This window comes from Streptomyces sp. CCM_MD2014 (assembly GCF_000772045.1).
GTDB classification, from domain to species: domain Bacteria; phylum Actinomycetota; class Actinomycetes; order Streptomycetales; family Streptomycetaceae; genus Streptomyces; species Streptomyces salinarius.
In genome coordinates, this window is sequence record NZ_CP009754.1 from 4,827,851 (window position 1) to 4,848,701 (window position 20,851).

The 20,851-nt window shown below is 73.7% G+C and carries 18 protein-coding genes and 1 tRNA gene; 7 read left to right on the plus strand and 12 right to left on the minus strand.

Translation table 11 applies throughout. The annotated features are described in order from the left end of the window. Nucleotides 1-124 precede the first annotated feature (124 nt). The 5 genes from ispD (at nt 125) to NI25_RS21580 (ending at nt 6,107) form a co-directional block, all read left to right on the plus strand. A complete protein-coding gene (gene ispD, locus NI25_RS21560) occupies nt 125-901 on the plus strand; it encodes a 2-C-methyl-D-erythritol 4-phosphate cytidylyltransferase (RefSeq protein WP_061444012.1) in 777 nt (258 codons plus the stop codon). Then, nucleotides 891-1,412, plus strand: a complete 522-nt coding sequence (ispF, locus tag NI25_RS21565; protein ID WP_061444013.1) for a 2-C-methyl-D-erythritol 2,4-cyclodiphosphate synthase — start codon at nt 891-893, stop codon at nt 1,410-1,412. Before ispD ends, ispF begins: the two co-directional genes overlap by 11 nt. A gap of 373 nt (nt 1,413-1,785) precedes the next feature. Beyond that, nucleotides 1,786-3,186, plus strand: coding sequence for a cysteine--tRNA ligase (cysS, locus tag NI25_RS21570; protein WP_061447020.1), 1,401 nt, complete (start codon nt 1,786-1,788; stop codon nt 3,184-3,186). Between the two features lie 129 nt (nt 3,187-3,315). Then, a complete protein-coding gene (rlmB, locus tag NI25_RS21575) occupies nt 3,316-4,257 on the plus strand; it encodes a 23S rRNA (guanosine(2251)-2'-O)-methyltransferase RlmB (protein ID WP_061444014.1) in 942 nt (313 codons plus the stop codon). 140 nt (nt 4,258-4,397) lie between these two features. Further along, nucleotides 4,398-6,107 (plus strand): DoxX family protein, encoded by a 1,710-nt coding sequence (locus NI25_RS21580; protein WP_061444015.1) that lies wholly within the window; start codon nt 4,398-4,400, stop codon nt 6,105-6,107. Between the two features lie 87 nt (nt 6,108-6,194). On the opposite strand, the gene NI25_RS21585 is transcribed toward NI25_RS21580, so the two are convergent. The 3 genes from NI25_RS21585 to msiK form a co-directional block, all read right to left on the minus strand. Then, nucleotides 6,195-6,932: a nucleotidyltransferase family protein gene (locus NI25_RS21585; protein WP_061444016.1), complete on the minus strand. Its 738-nt coding sequence runs from the start codon at nt 6,930-6,932 to the stop codon at nt 6,195-6,197. Nucleotides 6,933-6,974: 42 nt separating this feature from the next. Then, complete coding sequence (locus tag NI25_RS21590) at nt 6,975-7,430, minus strand: hypothetical protein (RefSeq protein WP_061447021.1); 456 nt, start codon at nt 7,428-7,430, stop codon at nt 6,975-6,977. A gap of 222 nt (nt 7,431-7,652) precedes the next feature. Then, the gene (msiK, locus tag NI25_RS21595; protein WP_061444017.1) at nt 7,653-8,789 is read right to left on the minus strand and encodes a diacetylchitobiose ABC transporter ATP-binding protein MsiK; all 1,137 of its coding nucleotides are present in this window, start codon (nt 8,787-8,789) and stop codon (nt 7,653-7,655) included. 219 nt (nt 8,790-9,008) lie between these two features. Between msiK and NI25_RS21600 the strand changes: the two genes are divergently transcribed. Continuing rightward, nucleotides 9,009-9,082, plus strand: a tRNA-Thr gene (locus NI25_RS21600). A 63-nt stretch (nt 9,083-9,145) separates the two neighbouring features. Here the strand turns inward: NI25_RS21600 and NI25_RS21605 are convergent. The 9 genes from NI25_RS21605 to NI25_RS38735 form a co-directional block, all read right to left on the minus strand. After that, nucleotides 9,146-10,792: an alpha/beta hydrolase gene (locus NI25_RS21605; protein WP_061444018.1), complete on the minus strand. Its 1,647-nt coding sequence runs from the start codon at nt 10,790-10,792 to the stop codon at nt 9,146-9,148. A gap of 134 nt (nt 10,793-10,926) precedes the next feature. Further along, nucleotides 10,927-12,351, minus strand: a complete 1,425-nt coding sequence (locus tag NI25_RS21610; RefSeq protein ID WP_061444019.1) for an NADase-type glycan-binding domain-containing protein — start codon at nt 12,349-12,351, stop codon at nt 10,927-10,929. Continuing rightward, entirely contained in the window at nt 12,348-12,926 is a 579-nt protein-coding gene (locus tag NI25_RS21615; RefSeq protein ID WP_061444020.1) for a phage tail protein, read from the minus strand. The genes NI25_RS21610 and NI25_RS21615 overlap by 4 nt, the downstream gene beginning before the upstream one ends. Then, a complete protein-coding gene (locus tag NI25_RS21620) occupies nt 12,923-14,881 on the minus strand; it encodes a putative baseplate assembly protein (RefSeq protein WP_061444021.1) in 1,959 nt (652 codons plus the stop codon). Before NI25_RS21620 ends, NI25_RS21615 begins: the two co-directional genes overlap by 4 nt. Beyond that, entirely contained in the window at nt 14,881-15,342 is a 462-nt protein-coding gene (locus NI25_RS21625) for a GPW/gp25 family protein (RefSeq protein ID WP_061444022.1), read from the minus strand. Before NI25_RS21625 ends, NI25_RS21620 begins: the two co-directional genes overlap by 1 nt. A 67-nt stretch (nt 15,343-15,409) precedes the next feature. After that, on the minus strand, nt 15,410-17,323 hold the full coding sequence (locus NI25_RS21630) for a VgrG-related protein (RefSeq protein WP_061444023.1): 1,914 nt from the start codon (nt 17,321-17,323) through the stop codon (nt 15,410-15,412). Next, nucleotides 17,323-18,042, minus strand: a complete 720-nt coding sequence (locus NI25_RS21635; RefSeq protein ID WP_061444024.1) for a LysM peptidoglycan-binding domain-containing protein — start codon at nt 18,040-18,042, stop codon at nt 17,323-17,325. Before NI25_RS21635 ends, NI25_RS21630 begins: the two co-directional genes overlap by 1 nt. Before the next feature lie 28 nt (nt 18,043-18,070). Then, nucleotides 18,071-18,493, minus strand: coding sequence for a phage tail protein (locus tag NI25_RS21640; protein ID WP_061444025.1), 423 nt, complete (start codon nt 18,491-18,493; stop codon nt 18,071-18,073). Nucleotides 18,494-18,617: 124 nt separating this feature from the next. Further along, nucleotides 18,618-19,367: a hypothetical protein gene (locus NI25_RS38735; protein WP_107071796.1), complete on the minus strand. Its 750-nt coding sequence runs from the start codon at nt 19,365-19,367 to the stop codon at nt 18,618-18,620. Between the two features lie 658 nt (nt 19,368-20,025). On the opposite strand from NI25_RS38735, the gene NI25_RS21650 reads away from it, so the two are divergent. Next, nucleotides 20,026-20,331, plus strand: a complete 306-nt coding sequence (locus tag NI25_RS21650; RefSeq protein WP_148315148.1) for a hypothetical protein — start codon at nt 20,026-20,028, stop codon at nt 20,329-20,331. The last annotated feature ends 520 nt before the right edge of the window (nt 20,332-20,851 follow it).

Genomic DNA, 20,851 nt, shown 5'->3' on the forward strand with positions numbered 1-20,851 from the left:
CCTGGCGTGCCGGGCCCGGGCTGCTGGCTCGACCAGGGTCACGGAAGGGTCCGGTCAAGGCGTCGCGCCCGGCACGGTGAGGCCATACCCAAGTAGGTCGAGCACACAAACCTGACAGGAACCGATGTCTGACGAATCGCGTCCCTCGCCCGCCCGGCAGGCGCCCGCCACCCGTACGAACACACCGACCGCCGCCGTGATTCCGGCCGCGGGCCGGGGCGTGCGGCTCGGCCCGGGCGCCCCCAAGGCCCTGCGCGCGCTGGGCGGTACGCCCATGCTCATCCACGCGGTCCGGGCGATGGCCGCCTCCCGCGGCGTCTCCCTCGTCGTGGTCGTCGCACCGCCCGACGGTGCGGCCGAGGTCAAGAACCTCCTCGACACGCACGCGCTCCCCGAGTGGACGGACTTCCTCGTGGTGCCCGGCGGCGAGACCCGGCAGGAGTCCGTACGGCTCGGCCTGGACGCGCTGCCGCCCGAGTACGACATCGTCCTCGTCCACGACGCGGCCCGGCCGCTCGTGCCGGTGGACACGGTGGACGCCGTGATCGAGGCCGTACGGGAGGGCGCGTCCGCCGTGGTGCCGGCCGTGCCGCTCGCCGACACCGTCAAGCAGGTCGAGCCCGCCGCGGCGCCCGGCGAGCCGGAGCCGGTGGTGGCGACGCCGGAGCGGGCGCGGCTGCGTGCGGTGCAGACCCCGCAGGGCTTCGACCGCGCCACGCTGGTGCGGGCCCACGAGACGGTGACCGACGACGTCACCGACGACGCGAGCATGGTCGAGCAGCTGGGGCTCACCGTGGTGGTGGTGCCGGGGCACGAGGAGGCGTTCAAGGTGACGCGCCCGCTGGACCTGGTGCTCGCGGAGGCGGTACTGGCGCGCAGGAGGCTGAACGATGGGTTCTGAAACGGCTGGGACGTCCCGGGCGGACGCGCGGGTGCTGCTGCCGCAGGTCGGGATCGGTACGGACATCCACGCCTTCGAGGACGGGCGTGAGCTGTGGTGCGCCGGGCTGAAGTGGGAGGGCGAGGGCCCCGGGCTCGCCGGGCACTCCGACGCGGACGTCGTCGCGCACGCGGCGTGCAACGCGTTGTTCTCGGCGGCGGGGCTCGGTGACCTCGGGCAGCACTTCGGCACCGGGCGGCCGGAGTGGTCCGGTGCGTCCGGGGTGACGCTGCTGGCGGAGGCGGCGCGGATCGTGCGGGAGGCGGGGTTCCGGATCGGGAACGTCGCGGTGCAGGTGGTCGGGGCGCGGCCGAAGATCGGCAAGCGGCGGGAAGAGGCGCAGGGTGTGCTTTCCGCGGCCGCGGGGGCGCCGGTGTCCGTGTCGGGGGCGACGACGGACGGGCTGGGGTTCCCCGGGAGGGGAGAGGGGCTGATGGCGGTGGCCACGGCGTTGGTCGTGCGGGTGGCTTAGGTCCTGTCCCGGCGGATCAGGTCGCAGGACAGGCACGGCACCTCGTCGACGCCGGTGAGCGAGGTCTGGTGCGTGCAGCCGCAAGGCGGAGGAGGGCGTCGACGCGGAGCGTCGGCGACCGACGACAACGCCGCGGACGCGCGTGCCGGGCCCCGCGTCCGGGGCATGATCCGCCGGACAGGCCCTGGACGGCGGGTGGCTCGGACGGCGGGTGGGTCCCCCCGCGTCGCCCTGCCGTGCGGGGCTCCGCACGGCGCCCCGCCAGGGGCGCCGCCCCTGGACCCCGCCTGTGTCCGCCCACCGCCCGACCCGGTCGCGCAACAACGCGGCACGCGTGCCCTGGGCACTGTCCGGGGCCTACTACCCTGGACTCGTGACTATTCGCCTGTACGACACCAGCGCCCGGCAGATCCGTGACTTCGCCCCCCTCACGCCGGGCTGCGTCTCGATCTACCTGTGCGGTGCCACCGTGCAGGCCGCCCCCCACATCGGGCACGTCCGGTCCGGGCTGAACTTCGACATCATGCGCCGCTGGTTCGCGTACCGCGGCTACGACGTCACGTTCGTCCGCAACGTCACCGACATCGACGACAAGATCATCAAGAAGGCGGCCGAGCAGAACCGCCCCTGGTGGTCCATCGGGTACGAGAACGAGCGGGCGTTCAACGACGCCTACGCCGCCCTCGGCTGCCTGCCGCCGACGTACGAGCCGCGCGCCACCGGCCACATCACCGAGATGGTCGAGATGATGCGCGGCCTCATCGAGCGCGGGCACGCCTACGAGGCCGACGGCAACGTCTACTTCGACGTACGGTCCCTGCCGGGCTACCTGTCGCTGTCCAACCAGGACCTCGACGACCTGCGCCAGCCCTCCGAGGACGGCGAGACCGGCAAGCGGGACCCGCGCGACTTCGCCATGTGGAAGGCGGCCAAGCCCGGCGAGCCGAGCTGGGAGACGCCGTGGGGCCGGGGCCGGCCCGGCTGGCACCTGGAGTGCTCCGCGATGGCGCACAAGTACCTGGGCGAGGAGTTCGACGTCCACGGGGGCGGGATCGACCTGATCTTCCCCCACCACGAGAACGAGATCGCCCAGGCCAAGGGCTTCGGCGACGCCTTCGCCCGCTACTGGGTGCACAACGCCTGGGTCACCATGAGCGGCGAGAAGATGTCCAAGTCGCTCGGCAACAGCGTGCTCGTGAGCGAGATGGTCAAGAAGTGGCGGCCGGTCGTGCTGCGGTACTACCTCGGCACCCCGCACTACCGCTCCACCATCGAGTACAGCGAGGAGTCCCTGCGCGAGGCCGAGTCGGCGTACGCGCGCATCGAGGGCTTCGTGCAGCGGGTGACGGAGCTGGCCGGCCACACCGTCGAGCCCGCCGCCGAGGTGCCGCCCGCCTTCGCCGAGGCGATGGACGACGACCTGGGCGTCCCGCAGGCGCTCGCGATCGTCCACACCACCGTCCGGCAGGGCAACAGCGCGCTGGCCGCCGACGACAAGGAGGCCGCCGTCGGCCGCCTCGCCGAGGTGCGGGCCATGCTCGGCGTGCTCGGGCTGGACCCGCTGGACGCGCAGTGGGCCGGGGAGCAGGAGCAGGGCGAGGACCTGAGGCACGTCGTCGACAGCCTCGTACGGCTCGTGCTCGACCAGCGCGAGTCCGCGCGGGCGCGCAAGGACTGGGCCACGGCCGACGCCATCCGCGACCGGCTCGGGCAGTCCGGACTGGTCATCGAGGACGGCCCGCAGGGTCCCCGCTGGAGCCTCGGCTCCCGCTGACCCGAGTCCGCACTCACAGATCGACTCGTAGATCGATTGTGCCGCCCGGCCCTCCGGGCGGCACACTGCATAAGACGCACGTACGACGCACACTCCCCGAAGACACAGAAGAGCGGAGACGGGTAACTCATGGCCGCGAACAACCGCCGCATGTCCGGCAAGAAGGGCGCGCAGGTCGGCAGCGGTGGCAAGCGACGCCGTGGCCTGGAAGGCAAGGGGCCGACGCCCCCCGCCGAGATGCGCAAGGGGCACGCCAAGCAGCGCGCCGCCAACGCCAAGGCGCGCCGCGCCACGGGCCGCCCGCAGCAGCGGCGCGGCGGCGGCCGGTCGACGTCCGAGCTGGTCGTCGGCCGCAACCCGGTCGTCGAGGCCCTGCGCGAGGGCGTGCCCGCCTCCACGCTCTACGTCCAGCAGTTCATCGACAACGACGAGCGGGTGCGCGAGGCCCTCCAGCTCGCCGCCGACCGCGGCGGGATCAACCTCATGGAGGCCCCGCGCCCCGAGCTGGACCGGATGACCAACGGGCTGAACCACCAGGGGCTCGTGCTCCAGGTGCCGCCGTACGAGTACGCGCACCCCGAGGACCTGGTCGCCGCCGCCCACGACGAGGGCGCGGACCCGCTGATCGTCGCCCTCGACGGCGTGACCGACCCGCGCAACCTCGGCGCGGTCGTCCGCTCCGTCTCCGCCTTCGGCGGTCACGGCGTCGTCGTGCCCGAGCGGCGCGCGGCCGGCATGACGGCGGGCGCGTGGAAGACGTCCGCCGGTACGGCCGCCCGTACGCCGGTGGCCCGTGCCACCAACCTCACCCGGGCGCTGGAGCAGTACCAGAAGGCCGGCGTCACGGTCGTCGGCCTCGCCGCCGACGGCGAGGCCGAACTCGGCGACCTGGAGGCTCTGGACGGCCCGGTCGTCATCGTCGTCGGCAGCGAGGGCAAGGGCCTGTCCCGACTCGTGGGCGAGACCTGCGACATCCGGGTCCGGATCCCGATGCCGGGTGGGGCCGAGTCCCTCAACGCGGGTGTGGCGGCGGGGATCGTGCTGTACGAGGCGGCGCGTCGGCGGGGCTGACCCCGGCACGGCGGCGTCGTTGAACGGGTGTTCGCCGTATAGCTCGAACGGGGCGTTCGAGGCTGTCCGGACATGCTTGACGCGGTCCGGACAGATCGGGGCGGTCAAGGCAGTGTCCTAACGACACGTCACTCGGTTAGATGAGTGTGGACACCAGAACACCCCGCACACCCACGGGGGACCGCTCGTCGGGATACGACGACGCTCCCGCGCTGAGCATGGTGAAGGTGCCGAGCGATCCGGCCCAGGTCATCGTCAACCACGCGAGCTTCCGCGTGCAGTTCGGTGCCTCCGCCCGGCGGACCCAGTCCCCGCGGATCGCGCGGCACCTGAGCGCCACCCAGAACACCGCCCGCGTGCCCGCCGCCCCGGCCCGCCGTCGCGCCGTCGTGTGGAGCGGGCGCTCCGACCCGGACGACACCGGCGCCCACCGGCTGCTCCAGGCGGTGCGCGCGGGTGCCGGTCACCACGCCGACGACCCGGCCGCCGACCTCTCCGCCGACGCCGGAGCCACTCAGGTCATCCCCCGGGTCGGCCTCGACGGCGGCCCCCTCGACTACGACGACGGCCCCGCCACCGAACCGATCGAGGCCCCCCTCGTCGGCGCCCAGCGCGGCCCCGTCCCCGACGGCACCCGGCTGCTGCCCGCCATGCGCACCGTCGGCAGTGCCTACGACGAACCCGCCTACGACACGCTGGACTTCGGGACCGGACCCGGCGGGCACGGACCCGACGGCTACGCCGACTACGACGACCCGGAGCAGGGCGAGCCCCGCAGCAGGCGCCGCACCGACGACCCGGCGCGCCACGCCTACTTCCCCGGCCGCCGCATGAACCTCGGCGTCGTCCTGCTGCCGCTGCGCGTCTTCCTCGGCTTCATCTCCATCTACGCCGGCATGGGCAAGCTGTGCGACCCCGTCTACTTCGACGGCGGCGAACGCGGCTCCATGGTCAAGTGGCTCAACACCCTGCACCCCTGGGACGTCGCCGAGCCGCTGCGCCAGTTCGCCCTCGCCCACCCGGTGGGCGCCGGGCTGGTCATCGCCTTCCTCCAGGTGCTGGTGGGCGTCCTGACCGTCCTCGGCTGCTGGCAGCGCGTGGCCGCCGTCATCGGCGCCGGCCTGTCCGCCGCGCTCCTCGTCACCGTCAGCTGGAAGAGCGTCCCGGTCTACGACGCGCCCGACATCATCTACCTCGCCGCCTGGTCCCCGCTGATCATCGCCGGGGCACCCGTCTACTCCGTGGACGGCAGGCTCGCGAGCAGCGCCTGGCGCCGGCTCGGCCCCCACTCCGACATCTGGGACCTGCGCCGCTACGTCCTGCGCCGCGGCGCCCTCATCACCTTCCTCGTCGCCGGGATCACCCTCCTGGTCGGCTCCGTCCTCGGCGGCGCCGTACGGGACGCCGACCGCGTGGTCGTCCCCGGGCCCGGCGAGGCCCCGCGCAACGAACTGCCCGGCTCGCCGCTCCCGCAGGAGCCCGGTACGCGCGGGCCGAAGACCTCGTCCCCGGAGGCCTCCGCCTCGCCCACCCAGGGTGCGACCGGCGGCGCGTCGGCCCCGGCGAAGGACGGCGCGAGCACGCCGGGAGCGACCCGCGACAGCAACGGCACCACCACCGGCGGCGGTACGCCCAGCCAGACCCAGGGCACCACGGGGCAGGCCCCGCCCCGGCAGTCCTCCCCGGCCGGCCAGGCGCCGAGCACCACGGCGGGACCGACGTCGGGCGGCACCTCGACCGGCGGCAGCGGCGGGGGCGGCTCCACCGGCGGCACCGGGAGCGGTGACGACGGCGGCTCGTCGTCCACCGGGGAGCCCGGCGGACGCCTCGTGGGGGGTCTCCTGGGCTGACGGCGCCAGGCACCCCGCACAACGCCGGCAGGGCCCCGCACAGCGCGTGCGGGGCCCTGCTCCGTACTGCCTGCGTGTGTACGGTCCTCAGCGGCCGCCCAGCGCCGCCAGCTCCCTGGCCGCCTCGGTCAGGTCCTTCGCGGTGTCGATCGCCCGCCAGTAGGAGCCCTGGGGGATCGGGAAACCGGCCAGGCGGCGTTCGCGGGCCAGCCGGGGGAAGGTGGTGCGCTCGTGGTCACCGCGCTCCGGGAGCATCGCGGCGAACTCCGGCGAGAAGACGTACACGCCCGCGTTGATCTCGAACGTCGACGGCGGCGCCTCGATGAAGTCGGTGATGTGGCCGAAGCCGTCCGTCTGCACGGCGCCCCACGGCAGCCGCGGACGGGCCAGGGCGAGGGTCGCGACGGCGTCCCGCTCGGCGTGGAAGTCGGCCATGTCGCGCAGCGAGAAACGGGTCCAGATGTCGCCGTTGGTGGCGTACCAGGGCCGGTCGGGGTGCGGGAGACGGGCGGCGGCGTACCTGAGGCCGCCGCCGCGGCCCAGCGGCTCGGTCTCCACGACGGTCGTGACGGACAGCGGCAGATCGGCGCTCTCCAGCCACTTCTGCAGCACCTCGGCCAGGTGACCGCAGGAGACCACGACGTCGGTGACGCCCTCCTCGGCGAGCCAGGCGAGCTGATGGCCGATGATCGGCGTCCCGGTGCCCGGGATCTCGACCATCGGCTTGGGCCGGTCGTCGGTGTAGGGGCGCAGCCGGGAACCCTGCCCGCCGGCCAGGACGACGGCTTGAACGGGGCGACGGGACGCGGCGTTCGGATCGGTCATGCCCGAACTGTACGCGGCGCCACGGCCGCCCCCGCAGGGCACTCAGCCGTGCGCGGCCAGGACGCCCGAGGCGAAGGCGGTGTCGCAGACGGGGCGGGCGTACGACTGGGCGCGCGTCGGGCCGTACGCCTTCACCGCGGCGCGGCCCAGCGCGCGGGCGATGGACGCGCAGTGGTCGGCCAGCGACGGGCGCTCGTTCACCGCCTGCTGGAGGTGGGTCAGCGCGACGCCCGGGTCCTCCTCCTGCAGCTCGGTCAGCAGCCGGTCGCGCAGCACCTCGTGCGGGGCGCGGGCGGCGCGGGCGGAGGAGGCCTTGGACGACGACGCCTCGGACGCTGCGAGCACCGAGTCCGAGGGATCCCCGGACCAGTCGACGCGGGTGACCGCGAGAGTCCCGGAGAGCACCAGGACGACGGGCAGGACGAAGGCGAGAGAGCGGCCGATCCGGCGGGCGGGGCCCCGGCCGCGTCGCGTCTGTCGGGTGGTGGAGTGCTTCACGGAGTGCTTCACGCGAGTGAGGGTAGCGCCCGGTAATGATTTGGCGACATTTAGTCACCCCATCGGGGGATGAACGACGGGCGCGAACCGGATAGGGGGTTGACGAACACCGGTCGAAATGTCGGGCGTGCCGGGGTATTTGTCGACAACGAGAAGAGCCCCGCAGCAGGCCGCGGGGCTCTTCTCGTCAACGCGGGTGAAATCACCCGGACGCGTGGTTTCTCAGTCGGTGAGGCGCTCGCCCGTGGAGGACGAGAACACGTGCGTCTCGCCCGGACGCGGCACCACGTGGACGGTCGCGCCCTTCTCCGGCACCGCACGGCTGCTGACGCGGACCACGAGGTCCTTCGTCTCGCCGCCGACCTCGACCGTGCCGTAGATGTAGCCGTCGGCGCCGGTCTCCTCCACGACGTTCACCGAGACCGCCAGACCGGCCGGGGCGTCCGCCGCGTCCTTCGACAGGGTCTTGGAGGCGCCGCCGTTCAGCTCCACCACGTCGAAGTGCTCCGGACGCACACCGACGGTGACCGTGCGGTCGCCCTTGTCGGCGGCGGCCTTCAGGGCGTCGCGGTTGACCGGGACGACGCTGTTGCCGAACTTCACGCCGCCGTCGGTGATCGGGACCTCGACCAGGTTCATGGCCGGGGAGCCGATGAAGCCGGCGACGAAGAGGTTCGCGGGCTTGTCGTACATGTTCCGCGGGGTGTCGACCTGCTGGAGCAGACCGTCCTTGAGCACCGCCACGCGGTCGCCCATCGTCATGGCCTCGACCTGGTCGTGCGTGACGTAGACGGTGGTGATGCCGAGCCGGCGCTGGAGCGAGGCGATCTGCGTACGGGTGGAGACGCGGAGCTTGGCGTCCAGGTTGGACAGCGGCTCGTCCATGAGGAACACCTGCGGCTCACGCACGATGGCGCGGCCCATCGCCACACGCTGACGCTGACCGCCGGAGAGCGCCTTCGGCTTGCGGTCCAGGTACTCGGTGAGGTCGAGGATCTTCGCGGCCTCCTCGACCTTCTGCCGGATCTCCGCCTTGTTGACGCCGGCGATCTTGAGCGCGAAGCCCATGTTGTCGGCGACCGTCATGTGCGGGTACAGCGCGTAGTTCTGGAACACCATGGCGATGTCCCGGTCCTTCGGCGGCAGGTGCGTCACGTCGCGGTCGCCGATGCGGATGGCACCGCCGTTGACGTCCTCGAGCCCCGCGAGCATCCGGAGCGAGGTGGACTTGCCACAACCGGACGGACCGACCAGGACGAGGAACTCGCCGTCCGCGATGTCGATGTCGAGACCGTCGACGGCGGGCTTGGTGGAACCCGGGTACACACGGGTCGCCTTGTCGAACGTAACTGTGGCCATGGTGAATGGGCCCCCTTCTACCGGCAGGAACGTGCCGGACGATCCGTTGTAGGAAGGTGGTGGTGTAGTCCACACGGGTGAAGCTGAGCAGGACGGTACCCGGCGTTCACCTGATCTGTCAGTAGCCGGGAGTCTGTGAATTTCGCCGAAATTTTCGAATCACATCGTTCACCGGCTCTGTGTACAGTGGAGCAGCCTGCGCGCGCCCGCCGCGCGCGTGCCTCCTTAGCTCAGCTGGTCAGAGCGCCGCTCTTGTAAAGCGAAGGTCGTCGGTTCGAATCCGACAGGGGGCTCCGCAGTGACAGGGCAACGCCCCCGCGATCCCGGATCGCGGGGGCGTTGCCGGTGGTTCCCGGTTACTTGCCCTCCGGGAGCGGCTCGGCCTCGCAGACCGTGCCGGGGGCGGGGAGCCTGCCGTTGAGCAGGTACGCGTTGACGGTGTCCTGGACGCAGGTGTTGCCGCTGTCGTAGGCGCCGTGTCCCTCGCCCTCGTAGGTCAGTTCCACGCCCACCTTCTCGCCGAGGCGTTCCGCCATGCGGGCGGCGCCCTCGTACGGGGTGGCGGGGTCGCCGGTGTTGCCGACGAGGAGGATCGGCGGTGCGCCGGGGGCGCTGACCTCGGGGTGCGGGGCGGCGCCGGGGACGGGCCAGCCGTCGCAGGTGAGGGCGGACCAGGCGAGGCCGGGGCCGAAGAGGGGGGAGGCTTCGAGGAAGTCGGGGAGACGGGACTTCACGTCGGCGACGGTGTAGCGGTTGCTGGAGTCGTCGCAGGTGATGGCCCGGAAGGCGTCGTCCTCGTTGCTCTCGTCCGGGTCGGTGCCGTCGGCGTCGTCGTCCGGGTCGCCGCCCCTGCCGTGCTGGCCGAGGGCTTCGGCGAGATCCTCCAGGACCTCGCCGTTGTCGTCGGTGACCGCCTCCAGGCCGACGCGGAGGGCGGGCCAGTAGTCCTGGCGGTAGAGGGCGCCGGTGATGGCCTCGATGAGGGCGTCGCCGTCGACTTCGCCGCCGCCGGGAGTGGGGAGCGGGCTGTCGTCGAGGGCTTCCTCGAGGCCGACGGTGAGGTCGACGATGTCCTCGGCGTCGTCGCCGAGTGTGCAGCCCTGCCGGGCGCACCAGTTGGCGAAGTGTTCGAAGGCGAGCTGGAAGCCGCCGGCCTGCGCGAGGGCTTCCTCCATGGCGTCCCGGGTGGGGTCGACGACGCCGTCGAGGACGGCGCGGCCGACGTGTTCCGGGAACAAGTGGGCGTAGACGCCGCCGAGTTCGGTGCCGTAGGAGATGCCGAAGTAGTGGAGTTCGTCGTCGCCCAGGACCTGGCGCAGCAGGTCCATGTCCCGGGCGGCCTGGGTGGTGCCGACGTAGGGGAGGACGTCGCCGGAGTTCTTCTTGCAGGCGGCCGCCGTTTCGCGGTTGAACCGGACGAGGGCGTTGGTCTCGTCGCCGCCGTCGTCGGGCGTGTGGTCGATGTCGTCCTCGTCGGGGAGGCCGGCGTCGAGGCAGCGGACGCCGCTGCTGTCGCCGACGCCGCGCGGGTCGAAGCTGACGAGGTCATAGCGGGTGCGCAGCTTCTCGTAGTCGGGGGCGAGGCCGGGCAGGGTGGCGACGCCGGAGCCGCCGGGGCCGCCGAAGTTGAAGAGGAGGGAGCCGATCCGGTCGTCCGGGGTGCCGCTGGTGCGGGCGCGGATGAGCGCGAGGTCGATGGTCTCGCCGGAGGGGTCTTTCCAGTTCAACGGCGTACGCAGGGTGGCGCACTGCCACCGGGTGCCGTCGGGGAGTGCCGTGGGGGCCTCGCCGCCGCCCTGGATGGGGGAGGGGGCGTCGCAGGGTTTCCAGTCCAGGGACTGGGTGCGGAGGTTGGTCAGGGCCTGTGCGTCGGTGGTGGTGCCGCCGGTGCCGCGTTGCCGGTCGCCTTCCCGGTCCGTGGGCGCACAGGCCGTCAGGGAGGAGGCGAGCAGGGTGGCCGTGGACAGCAGGACGGCGGTGGATATCGCTCGTGCTGTGGGCATGGCCTCAGCCTCTGGCGGCCGGGCGGTGGACGCATGGTGTGGCGTCCGTTCGGGTGGGGAGCGGGGCCGGTTTCGGGTGGGCGCGGGGCCCCGCCGGTTTCGGGTCGTCGTGGGTGGCGGGGCCCCGGCTCGGATCAGGAGGAGCGGTTGGCGCTGGAGGGGCCGAAGAACTCGATCTCGGCGATCGCGACCTGCTTGTCGGCGGATGCCGCGTGGGCGGACTCGATGGTGAAGCGGACCTTGGTGACCTCGCCGACGCGGAACGGGCGTCGCTGACCGCCGGCGCCCTGGTCGAGGGTGAGGTCGCGGGTCTTCACCGAGCCGTCCTTCATGGTGATCGTCGCCTTGATGCGGTGCGGCAGGGCCGACTCCTGCAGCTTGTTGGCGCGGGAGGAGACACCGGGGGTGATGATCACGTCGAGCAGGCGGGTCGGCTCGGTGAAGGTGGCCTCGACCCATTCGCCCTGGCCGGACTCCGAGATGCCCGGGCCCCACCAGGTGTTGCTGAGCTTGTCGATGAGGAGTTTCGGGTCGTGGCCGGGGAAGGAGTGCGAGGCCTTGATCCCGTCGGGGGAGACGGGGGCGCGCTTGGCGAAGTGGTCGCGGGTGTTGTCGATGCCCTCGGGGATGTACATGAAGCCGAGGACGGCCAGGGTGGCCACGACGGCGACGGTGATCCAGGTGCCGATGCGGTCGAAGACCCGGCGCAGGCGGGGGCGGTCGCCGGCCCAGGGGGTTTCCCGGCGGCGTCCGCCGAAGAGCCGGCGCCACCAGGGGGCACGCGTGGTGGCCTGGTCGCCGCTCGCGACCAGGGGCATCGCGCAGCGGGCGCAGTAGTGGCGGTCGGGGCGGTTGGGGGTGGAGCACCAAGGGCAGGGCGGGCCGTTGGCGATGTCCGGCTGGTGGCCCGGGGCGCGGACCTGGGGGCGGTCGGCGTCGGGGCGGCCGGGCAGCACGGGGGCGACGGCCGGCGGAGGTGTGGGGGCCGGGGCCTCGGGGTCGGCGACGGGGACGAGGAGGGAGCGGGCCCGGTCGGACATGGTGTCGCTGAGGGCCGCCGGGGCGGGGGCCGGAGGCGCGGCCGCCGCGGAGGGCAGCGGGGCGGTCGGGGCCGTCTCGTCGGGCGCGGGGTCGCGGTTCTGGGCGGTCGTGCCCGGCGAACCGGCCTGACCTGCCCGGCCCGCGTCGCCCGTCGTCCCGTCGGCGGCCGGGGTGCCCTCCGGGCCCTCCGTGCGGCGCTGCCGGGGCAGGTTCGGGTTGTCGCCGACGGCCCCCGGGGCCGGTGCGGCGGTGCCGTCGGAACCCGACGGCGGAGCCGCAGCGGGAGCAGCGGCGGAAGCGGGTGCGGGCGCCGTGGCCGGGCGGTCGGTGCGGGCCGGGGGTACGCCCGCGCCGGCGAAGGCGTCGAAGGCGGGGCTCTGGTCGGACTTGGCGACCGCGGGCCGGGCGTTGCGGGCGGCGCCGGTCTGTTCCCAGCTGAGTACGGCGCCGCACGCGTCGCAGAAGGACTGGCCCGGTTCCGCGCGGGTTCCGCACTCGGCGCAGTTCTGCGTGGTCATCTCTCCGGGGTCCTTTCGGAGGCGGTCACTTCGACCGTGTAGGGCATGTGGGCGGGGCGGGCGGCGGCGACGAGGGCGTCCAGACGGTGGGTGTCGGCCGGTTTCGGGTCGGGCAGCCGGAGGGCGACGTGCAGGTAGGGGCGGGGGCGGCCGGGGAACGGGCCGAGCGGGCGGGCGTTCCACTGGGCGCCGCCGCTCTCGGTGATCTCCGGTTCGACGCCGAAGGCCAGCCGTACGGCTTCGGCCAGCCCCTGCCGGGTGCCGCGTACGCGGTGCAGCCGGGCGGCGGCGGCGACGGCGGCGCGCAGCCGGGGCTCGGGTTCGGTGCCGTCGGTCTCGGCGCCGACCCAGGTGCCGAGCCACTGGGCGAAGTCGGCCGGGGTGAGGGCGGGGTCGAAGTAGGTGTCGAGGCAGTCCAGGACGCTGAGGATGGGGGCGAGGACGTCGTCGAGTCCGCCGACGAAGCGCAGCGCGAGGTCGTCGTCGGCGAAGACGGCGGGCAGCATCGAGGCGATGGGCAGGGAGGAGCCGAGCCCGTCCACGGAGCCTCGCCGGGAGGCGGGGGCGGACGTCATGCGCCGTCGCCGATCACGCGGACCCGGTGGTCGTAGGAGAAGACCAGGGCGGGGGCTTCGAGGTCGATGCGGTCGGTGGGGTCGCCGCGCTTGCCGGTGAGGGGGTCGGCGGGGTGCAGGACGACCTCGTCGACGAGTTCGACGCCGGGCACGCGCTGGAGGACGGCGAAGACCTCGCCGGCCTGCACGGGGCGTCCGAAGGGCCAGCCCTTGCCGTCGGCTCCGCCGGTGAGCGGGTCGAGGTGGCGGTAGAGGGCGTCGTGGGTCTGGCGGCGTACGCGGTCGGCGTCGACGTCGCGGAAGGCGTGGACGGTGGCGACGACGGTGACGCCCTGGTAGTACGGCGGTCCGACGGAGAGGCGGGTGCCGATGAGGCGGCGTTCGTCGAGGTGGCGGGTGATGCGGCCGAGGAGGGCGTCGCCGGGGACGAGTTGTTCGAAGCGGAGGCGGCCGCCCGGGTCGGGGACGGCCTGGGGGACGACGAGGACCCGGACGGCGTGGGCGCCGTATTCGTTCTCCTCGCCCTCCAGGCAGGTGATGCGGGCGGTCTCCGGGGCGGCGCGGCGGGCGAGCTCCTCGTAGTCGCGCAGGGTGACGGCGCGCTCCTGGGCGCGCAGGGTGATCGGTGCGCGGAGCTTGGCCTCCTCGACGGTCTCGCCGTCGACGCCCCCGCGGGCGGCCTCGCGGTTGACGACCTCGGAGACGTACGGGATGGAGGTGCGCAGCACCTGTACGGCGCCGCGGGCGACGTTGCCGGCCCTGCCCCCGCCGGTGCGGTAGCGGCGGGCGCGGATGACGGCGCCCTTGGGCGGGACGGTGCCGTACTGGCGCAGGGTGCCGTCGGCCTCGCGGACGGCGGGGCCGAAGGCGATCTCGCCGGTGGCGGCGTCGAGGGTGACGTGGTGGTCGTCGGGGCGGGAGCCGGCGAAGTGGGGGACGACCTGCCAGTCCTGCCAGCCGTCGTCGGCGGCGGTCTGGAGCAGGACGGGCGGGTCGTCGGCGACGACGGGGGCGTGTTCGAGCCGGATGCGCTGGCCGGGGAGGCCGGTGGACTCGCCGAGGGCCTCGTCGTACACGGTCTCGGCGTGGACCGTGCCGGTGGTGCCGCCGACGGTGTAGGCCTCGGCGGAGCGGATGGTCGGCGAGGCGGTGTAGAAGGGCTGGCCGGGCAGGGGGTCGGTGACCCGGCAGCGGATCCAGCCGGCCTCGTGGCCGCCGTTGCGGGACAGGACGTGGCCGCCGGGCACGTGGAGGACGATGTCGCCGGGGCGGTTGAGGCCGCCGGTGCCGTCGCGGTCGACGTCGCAGGGCTGCCAGCCGTCCTCGGTCCAGGCCTCCCACACCAGGGGCGGCTGGCGGGGGTCGACGCCGACGCCGTCGACGCGGCTGTCGAGTTCGAGGGCGAGCGCGCAGTGCGGCACGGCGTTGGTGAGGCCGATGAGCATGCAGTCGCCGGGGGCGGGCGCCTCGGCGAAGCACATCAGGTCCTTGCCCTCGGCGAGGTCGGTGGTGCGGTCGGTGACGGCTTCGCCGCTGTGCTGCACGACCAGGCGGCCGAGTGCGCACGGTACGACGGTGAGGTCGGCGGTGGTGGTGAAGACGACGGCCTCGTCGCGTTCGGTGCGCAGGGTGGCGACCTCGGTGCCGACGGGCACCAGGATGGCGTCCTCCTGCGGCGCCGACAGCCAGAAGGTGACGTCCGTGCGGGCGGCGGACGGCGGGAACAGGGTGATGCCGACCAGGTCGAGGAAGGCCAGGTGGTTCTTCTCCGGCACCCGGTTCAGGCGGTAGACGATCTGGTCGGCCATGTGGGCGACGGTCTCGACGAGGGTGACGCCGGGGTCGGAGACGTTGTGGTCGGTCCACTCCGGGGCGCGCTGCTGGATGTAGCGCTTGGCGTCGTCGACGAACTGCTGGAAGCGGCGGTCGTCGAGGTTCGGGGAGGGCAGGGACATCAGCGATCGCTTTCGGGAGAGCCCGGGAGGCCCGCGGGGCCGGCCGGACCGTCGGGGAGGTCCGGCTCGTCGTGTGAGGGGATGACGTAGAAGGGGAAGACGAGGCTGCGCGGGTTGTTGGTGCCGCGGATGGAGTAGCGCACGTCGATGTGGAGGACGCTCTGGTCCTCGCCGGCGGTGACGTCGACCTCGTGGACCTCGATGCGCGGCTCCCAGCGGTCCAGGCTGGTGTACACCTCGTGCTGGATGCGGCCGGCGGTCTGCTCGTTGACCGGCGCGAAGACGAGGTCGTGGATGGCGCAGCCGAACTCGGGACGCATCGGCCGCTCGCCGGGGGCGGTGGCGAGGACGAGCTGCATGGCCTCCTCGATCTCCCGCTCGCCGCTGACGAGGGCGATGCCGCCGGTGGGCCCGATGCGCAGGGGGAACGACCAGCCGGAGCCGACGAACTGTTCGGCCATCAGGGAGCCACCTGCCCTTTCCGTTTCCTTCTGCCGGCCACCCCGAAGTGCCGGTGCGGTCGTGCGGTCATCCGAACGGGTACTTGATCTCGTTGACGAAGAAACCGCCGTAGAGGTCGAGTTTGCCGCCGGTGATCTTCGTGTTGGCGGCCGTGATCGTCGCCAGGCCGGTGGCGGTGAGGGTCGCGGCGCCCGACGAGGTCATGAGCAGGGCGCCGCCCATGGCGTTCACGTCGACCACGCCACCGAGCGACTTGAGGCTGACCAGGCCCTTGCCCTCCATGGTGAGGGGGCCGCCGCTCCTGATCGTCACCGACCGGCGTCCTTCGAGGGTGAGGCTCGTGCCCGCCTCCACCGACACCGAGCGGCTGCCGGTGATGGTGACCGAGCCCTTGCTGTCGACGGTGATCTCCGTCTTGGTGCGGTCCAGGTTGATGGTCAGCCGGTCGTTGCCGCTGGCGATGCGGACACCCTGCTTGCGTCCGCCGGTGCGCTGGCTGAGCAGGTCGACGCGGTTGCCCGTGCGGTCGGACAGGGTGTGCCGGGCGGCCTTCTTCTTCAGGCCGTCGTGCAGGGGCACGTCGTTCTTGGTCGGCACGTCCCGGCCGTTGTAGAGGCCGCCGATCACGAACGGGTGGTCCAGCGCCCCCCGGTCGAAGGCGACGAGCACCTCGTCGCCGACGTCCATGGGGAAGATGCCGCCGCCCGCCACGCCGCCCAGCTGCACGCTCCGTGCCCAGTCGCTGACGTAGGTGTCGTCCAGCCACGGGAACTGGAGCTTGACCCTGCCCTGTTTGAGGGGGTCCTGCACGTCGGTGACGATGGCGTTGGCGACACTGGGCAGCCGGGTCGCGCCGGCGGGGTCCACGGCGCCGCCGCCGCCGGAGGCGAGCCCGTACAGGGAGCGCCACTGGCGGCCGCTGACGGTCAGCCAGGTCCGGTAGCCCTCGCTGTCGCCGAAGTGGTGGCGTGCCGAGGTGACGGTGTACTTGCCCTCGAAGGGCTTGCCGACGTCGGAGAGGGCCACGGGCACGCCGGGCCGCAGGTCGGGGCTGCCCTTGACGGAGATCTCCAGCTCGGCGAAGGAGGACGTGACGTCGGCGGCGAGGGCCTTCGCGGCGTGCCGCACCTCGTCCTGCCGGTCGTAGGGGTGGGCGGTCTCGACGAGCTTGGCGGTCTTGAACGCGCCCGCGGCCTTGCCGGGGGTGGAGCCGATGGTGATGCCGGGGTCGGTCTGGGCGGGCGCGGTCTCGACGATCTTCTTCTTGGTGGTGACGTTCCAGCCCCGCGACTCGACCTCGCCGACCTGGTCGGCGGCGGTCACCGCGGCGCGCAGCCGCATGATGTCGTGGCGGGCCTGGAGGACGAAGGCGCTCTGGTCGCCGTCCGTGTTCGGGGAGGGCGCGCCGGACGCCGGGTTCGGTTTGACGAAGCGGAGCTTCCCCTTGGCGTCCACGTACATCACCATGTTGTTCTCGTCGGCGAGCCGGGCCAGGAAGTCCCAGTCGGTGACGTTGGACTGGCTGATGAACCCGTAGGCGCCCTTCGTCGGATCGATCCGGCCGACGGACACGCCGTCCGTGCCGGCGAGTTTGCGGGCGATGTCGGACGCCTTCTGGTTGCGGTAGGCGGCCACGCGGCGCTGGCGCATCATGCGGTGCCCGAAGTCGTAGCCGCGGATCACGGTGTAGCTGCCGGTGCCGTCGAAGTCGGCCTCCATGGCGGTGACCTCGCCGGTCAGCAGGGGCTTGCCGATGCCCTTTCCGTCGGCGACGGGGGTGATGACGACCCGGGTGCCGAACTGCACCCCGAGCCTGTCGAGGACCCTGCGCTTGGGGTCGCGGAAGGTGAGGCGGAAGGCGGCGGGCACGCCGACGCCCTGGTCGACCCAGCCGTCGACGAGCATCAGGGCGATGTCGTCGGGCAGTTCGGCGGAGCCGACGCGCACCTTGACGATGCTGGAGAACGCGGGACGCACCATCAGCGAGCCACCTCCTCGGCGGCCGGCAGCATGAGCTGGGTGCCGGTCGGCAGGCGGGACGGGTCGTCGATGCCGTTGGCCTCGGCGATGGCCCGCCAGGCGTTCGCGCTGCCGTACTCCCGCCAGGCCAGCGACTGGAGCGAGTCGCCCGCGACGACCCGGTGCACGCGCTGCGCGGTGAGCGCGCCCGAGGTCGGGTTCTGCCCCTGGGTCGGGCCGGGAATCTCGACCAGCGTGACCTGGCAGGTGGCGCGGATGGGGACGCCGGTGGTGCTGAAGAGGGTGTACGACGCCTCGACGGACGCGACGTAGGCGGTGAACCGGGCGGTGGAGAACGATCCCCACTCGAAGACCACCCAGGGCGGTGACGGCTGGTCGGCGCCGAGGCTCTTGGTGGTGACCTCGCAGCAGTCCAGCAGTGACTCGACCTTCTTCAGCACCGTGGTGGCGTCGGGCTTCATGGAGGTGTCCAGGAAGATCTCCAGGGTCATCTCCCGTGGCTCGGCGCCCAGGAACTCCGGCTTGGCGGCCTCCCGTACGGCCGCCACGGGGGTCGCGTTCCACTGAGCCCGGCGGGTGAGGGTCAGCTGGGCCGGGTTGAACTCGAAGTCGAAGGTGCGCATCAGCCCACCGGGCGTGGTGGAGTCCCCGGTGGGAGGTTCGTGGATGGCGAGGTTGGCGCGTACGAGGCTCTTGCCGGCGCCCTTGCTGCTGGCCATGGGTCTTCCTTTCTGTTCTTCGGCGCCGTCAGTCCGTGAACCCGTGGTGGGCGATCTCCAGGACCTCGTTGGCCACGGACAGGTTGCCGGGGTCGAGGCTGGGGCCCTGCCAGCTGACGGGCAGGACGTCGATCAGTCCCCAGCGGGCGACCAGCGACCCGTCGGCGCGCAGGGCGGAGATCTGCGCGGTGGGCCGCTTGATGCCGGTCTGCACGGAGGAGATCCACTTGGCGACCTTCGCCGTGTCCGGGGTGAGGGGGCGGGTCAGCCGGATGTTGGAGTAAGTGACGCGGGTGGGCAGTTGCCACACGAAGCCGTTGTTGCCGCCCTCCTGGCGCTGCTCCACCTCCACCTGGGTCGACAGGCCCTCGCACCCGTTGAAGTAGCCGAGGCTCTCGCCGTCGATGGCGAGGCTGAACCAGATGGAGGAGCCCGGGTCCTGGCGGGTCATCGGGTCGGCCTTTCTGTCGGAGGGAGGGGAACGGTCGTGGGTGGGCGGGCGGTCGGTCCGGTCGCTTCGGGCCGGTCGGTCTCTTCGGCCTGTCCGGTGCGTTCGGCGCGTCCGGCGCGTTCGGTCAGCGGGGGTCGCGCAGTCTGCCGATCCGTTCGCGGTCCATGCGCAGTTCGGTGCGGACGAGGCGGGTGACGCGGCCGACGATCCGGTGCACCAGTTCGTCGAGCTGGAACTCGGTGAGCTGACGCGGGTCGAAACCACCGTCCGGGACCGCCGTGTACTCGGGCGGCCGCCGGCCCTCCCCCGGGTTGGGCTCGGCGGGGGCCGCCGAGTACGGGGGCGGACTGCCGGGCGGGGAGGCGCTGTACGGCGGCGGTGGTGGCTCGGCCGGGCCTTGCGGGGAGGAGGGGGGCCGGAAGCGCGTGAGGGTCTCGGCCAGGGCGGCCGCGGCGCTCGACGCCAGGGCACCGGTGGTACGACCGGCCCGGCTGCCGCGGCCGGACGCGCGCTGGACCGGAAGCGCCGAGGCGTCGCCGGGCGCGGCCGGCGCGGCGGTGACGGCAGGAGCCGCGGGTGCGGCGGGCACCGGGTCACCGGTCGGCGGCGCGGGCGCCGCCGCGGCGACGGGGAGGGCCGGACGGGGCGCCGACGCGGCGGGCGGCGTGAGGGGGGCCACCGGGAGGGGCGCGCCGGAGACGGACGGGGGAGCGGGCCGGCGCAGGGGCACGGCCTTCGTGGCGGAGCGCTGGACGGCGGGGGGCTTGGGCCCGGCGCCGCCGGTGGCGGGCAGGGGCGGCGGCGCGGGGGGCGTGAGGGGCGCGGCCGCCGTCGTGATCGTGGGCGCGCTCCGCCGGGGCGTCGGAGAGGACACCGGGAGAGGGGAAGGGGCGGCCGGAGAAGGGACGGCCGGGGAAGGGTGCGGTGCCGCGAAGGGCGGTGTGGTCGTGAAGGGCGGCTGTGCCGTGAACGGCGGTGACGCCGGACTCGCCGCGGTCGTGACCGGGGTGCCGCCCGGCGCGGTGGCCCGCTGGACGGGCGGAGTGGTACGAGGCTCGGTGGCGACCGGAACGGGGGCCGCTGCGGGGAGGCGGGAAGCCGAGGGCGCGGTACCGGCCGGAGGCAGGGAGGCACCGAGCGCGGAGGGGCGCTGCGCGGGCGGTGTCGCCGGGGCCGCGGCAGCGGGGGGTGCGGCAGGGCGTACGGCGTTGGCCGGGCCCGAGGAGGTGGGGGCGCCGAGTCCCGGACGACGGGGCGCGGCACTGCGCTGCACGGGGTGGACCGGGGCGGCCGGGGAGCCACTGGTCCCCGGCCGGCTGCTTGCGGGCCGGTGGGTCTGAGTACGGCCGGTCTCCGTGCGGGGGGATTCCGCCGGGCGGGTCTCCGGCCGGTTGAGGGGTATGGAGGGGGGGTGGCCCGTCGCGTTCTGGCCGACGGGGGATTCCGGGCCGGCGACGGGGCTCTGGGCCGGGACCGATCGCTGGACGGGGGGTGCCGCGGGGGTGCCGCCGTGCGGTGCCGGTGCCGGGGGCGTGGAGGGCGAGCCGGGCAGGCCGGTGGCCGGCCTGCCGGTGGCCCGCTGGACCGGGGACGCCGTGGGCGCGGGGGAGGGCGCTTCGGACGGACGGTGGGACGGCGGAGGCGCCGTGAGTCCCGAGGACGGTGGCGTCTGGGTCGGCTTCGACTGGTCGGCGGCCGCCCGGCGTTCGACCGGGGACTGGGCGCTGGCCGGGGCGCTCGGGGCGCCGGGTGACGTGGAGGGGCGGCTCGCCGGTCGCGCGGGGGCCGCATCGCCGCCGGGGGCCGTCGGCGGGGTGATGCGGGCGACGGCCCGCTGAACCGGCGCGGGCGGTGTGCCCGGTGCCGTGGCCGACGAGGCGGCCGAAGGGGCGTTGCGCGAGGGGGCGGCCGGTGAGGTTCCTGCGGCGGGCGTCGGCGCGGGGGACGACGAAGGCGCCGAGGGAGGCGTCGCGTTGCCGGTGTCCGTGCCTCCGGCGCCGGGCGCGGGCGCGGGCGCGGGCATGGCGGAGCGGGTCGCCGACGCGCGCTGCACCGGGAGGCCGGATGCGGCGTGGTCGGATGCCGGGGTGGTGCGGGGGCGCGTGGTGGGCGTCGGGTGCGTTCCCGGCACGGACGCGTTCGCGGATGCCGCCCGCTGCACGGGGAGTTCGCTCGTCGTCGTCCCCGTCGTCCCCGTCGTCCCGGTCGGCGCGGGGCCGGTCCGCGGCACGGGGCGCTGCCCGGGGGCGGGGGCGGGGGCGGAGGCAGGGGCAGGGGCCGCCGTGTCGTCGCCGGAGCGCGAAATGGGAGGCCCGAGGCCCGCCCTGGGGCGTCGGCCGGCCGACCGCTGGACCACGG

Bases quoted from the DNA above. Each gene is read 5' to 3' on its own strand.
- ispD (WP_061444012.1), top strand. From the start codon at position 125: ATGTCTGACGAATCGCGTCCCTCGCCCGCCCGGCAGGCGCCCGCCACC.
- ispF (WP_061444013.1), top strand. From the start codon at position 891: ATGGGTTCTGAAACGGCTGGGACGTCCCGGGCGGACGCGCGGGTGCTG.
- rlmB (WP_061444014.1), top strand. From the start codon at position 3,316: ATGGCCGCGAACAACCGCCGCATGTCCGGCAAGAAGGGCGCGCAGGTC.
- NI25_RS21580 (WP_061444015.1), top strand. From the start codon at position 4,398: ATGAGTGTGGACACCAGAACACCCCGCACACCCACGGGGGACCGCTCG.
- NI25_RS21585 (WP_061444016.1), bottom strand. From the start codon at position 6,932: ATGACCGATCCGAACGCCGCGTCCCGTCGCCCCGTTCAAGCCGTCGTC.
- msiK (WP_061444017.1), bottom strand. From the start codon at position 8,789: ATGGCCACAGTTACGTTCGACAAGGCGACCCGTGTGTACCCGGGTTCC.
- NI25_RS21605 (WP_061444018.1), bottom strand. From the start codon at position 10,792: ATGCCCACAGCACGAGCGATATCCACCGCCGTCCTGCTGTCCACGGCC.
- NI25_RS21610 (WP_061444019.1), bottom strand. From the start codon at position 12,351: ATGACCACGCAGAACTGCGCCGAGTGCGGAACCCGCGCGGAACCGGGC.
- NI25_RS21615 (WP_061444020.1), bottom strand. From the start codon at position 12,926: ATGACGTCCGCCCCCGCCTCCCGGCGAGGCTCCGTGGACGGGCTCGGC.
- NI25_RS21620 (WP_061444021.1), bottom strand. From the start codon at position 14,881: ATGTCCCTGCCCTCCCCGAACCTCGACGACCGCCGCTTCCAGCAGTTC.
- NI25_RS21625 (WP_061444022.1), bottom strand. From the start codon at position 15,342: ATGGCCGAACAGTTCGTCGGCTCCGGCTGGTCGTTCCCCCTGCGCATC.
- NI25_RS21630 (WP_061444023.1), bottom strand. From the start codon at position 17,323: ATGGTGCGTCCCGCGTTCTCCAGCATCGTCAAGGTGCGCGTCGGCTCC.
- NI25_RS21635 (WP_061444024.1), bottom strand. From the start codon at position 18,042: ATGGCCAGCAGCAAGGGCGCCGGCAAGAGCCTCGTACGCGCCAACCTC.
- NI25_RS21640 (WP_061444025.1), bottom strand. From the start codon at position 18,493: ATGACCCGCCAGGACCCGGGCTCCTCCATCTGGTTCAGCCTCGCCATC.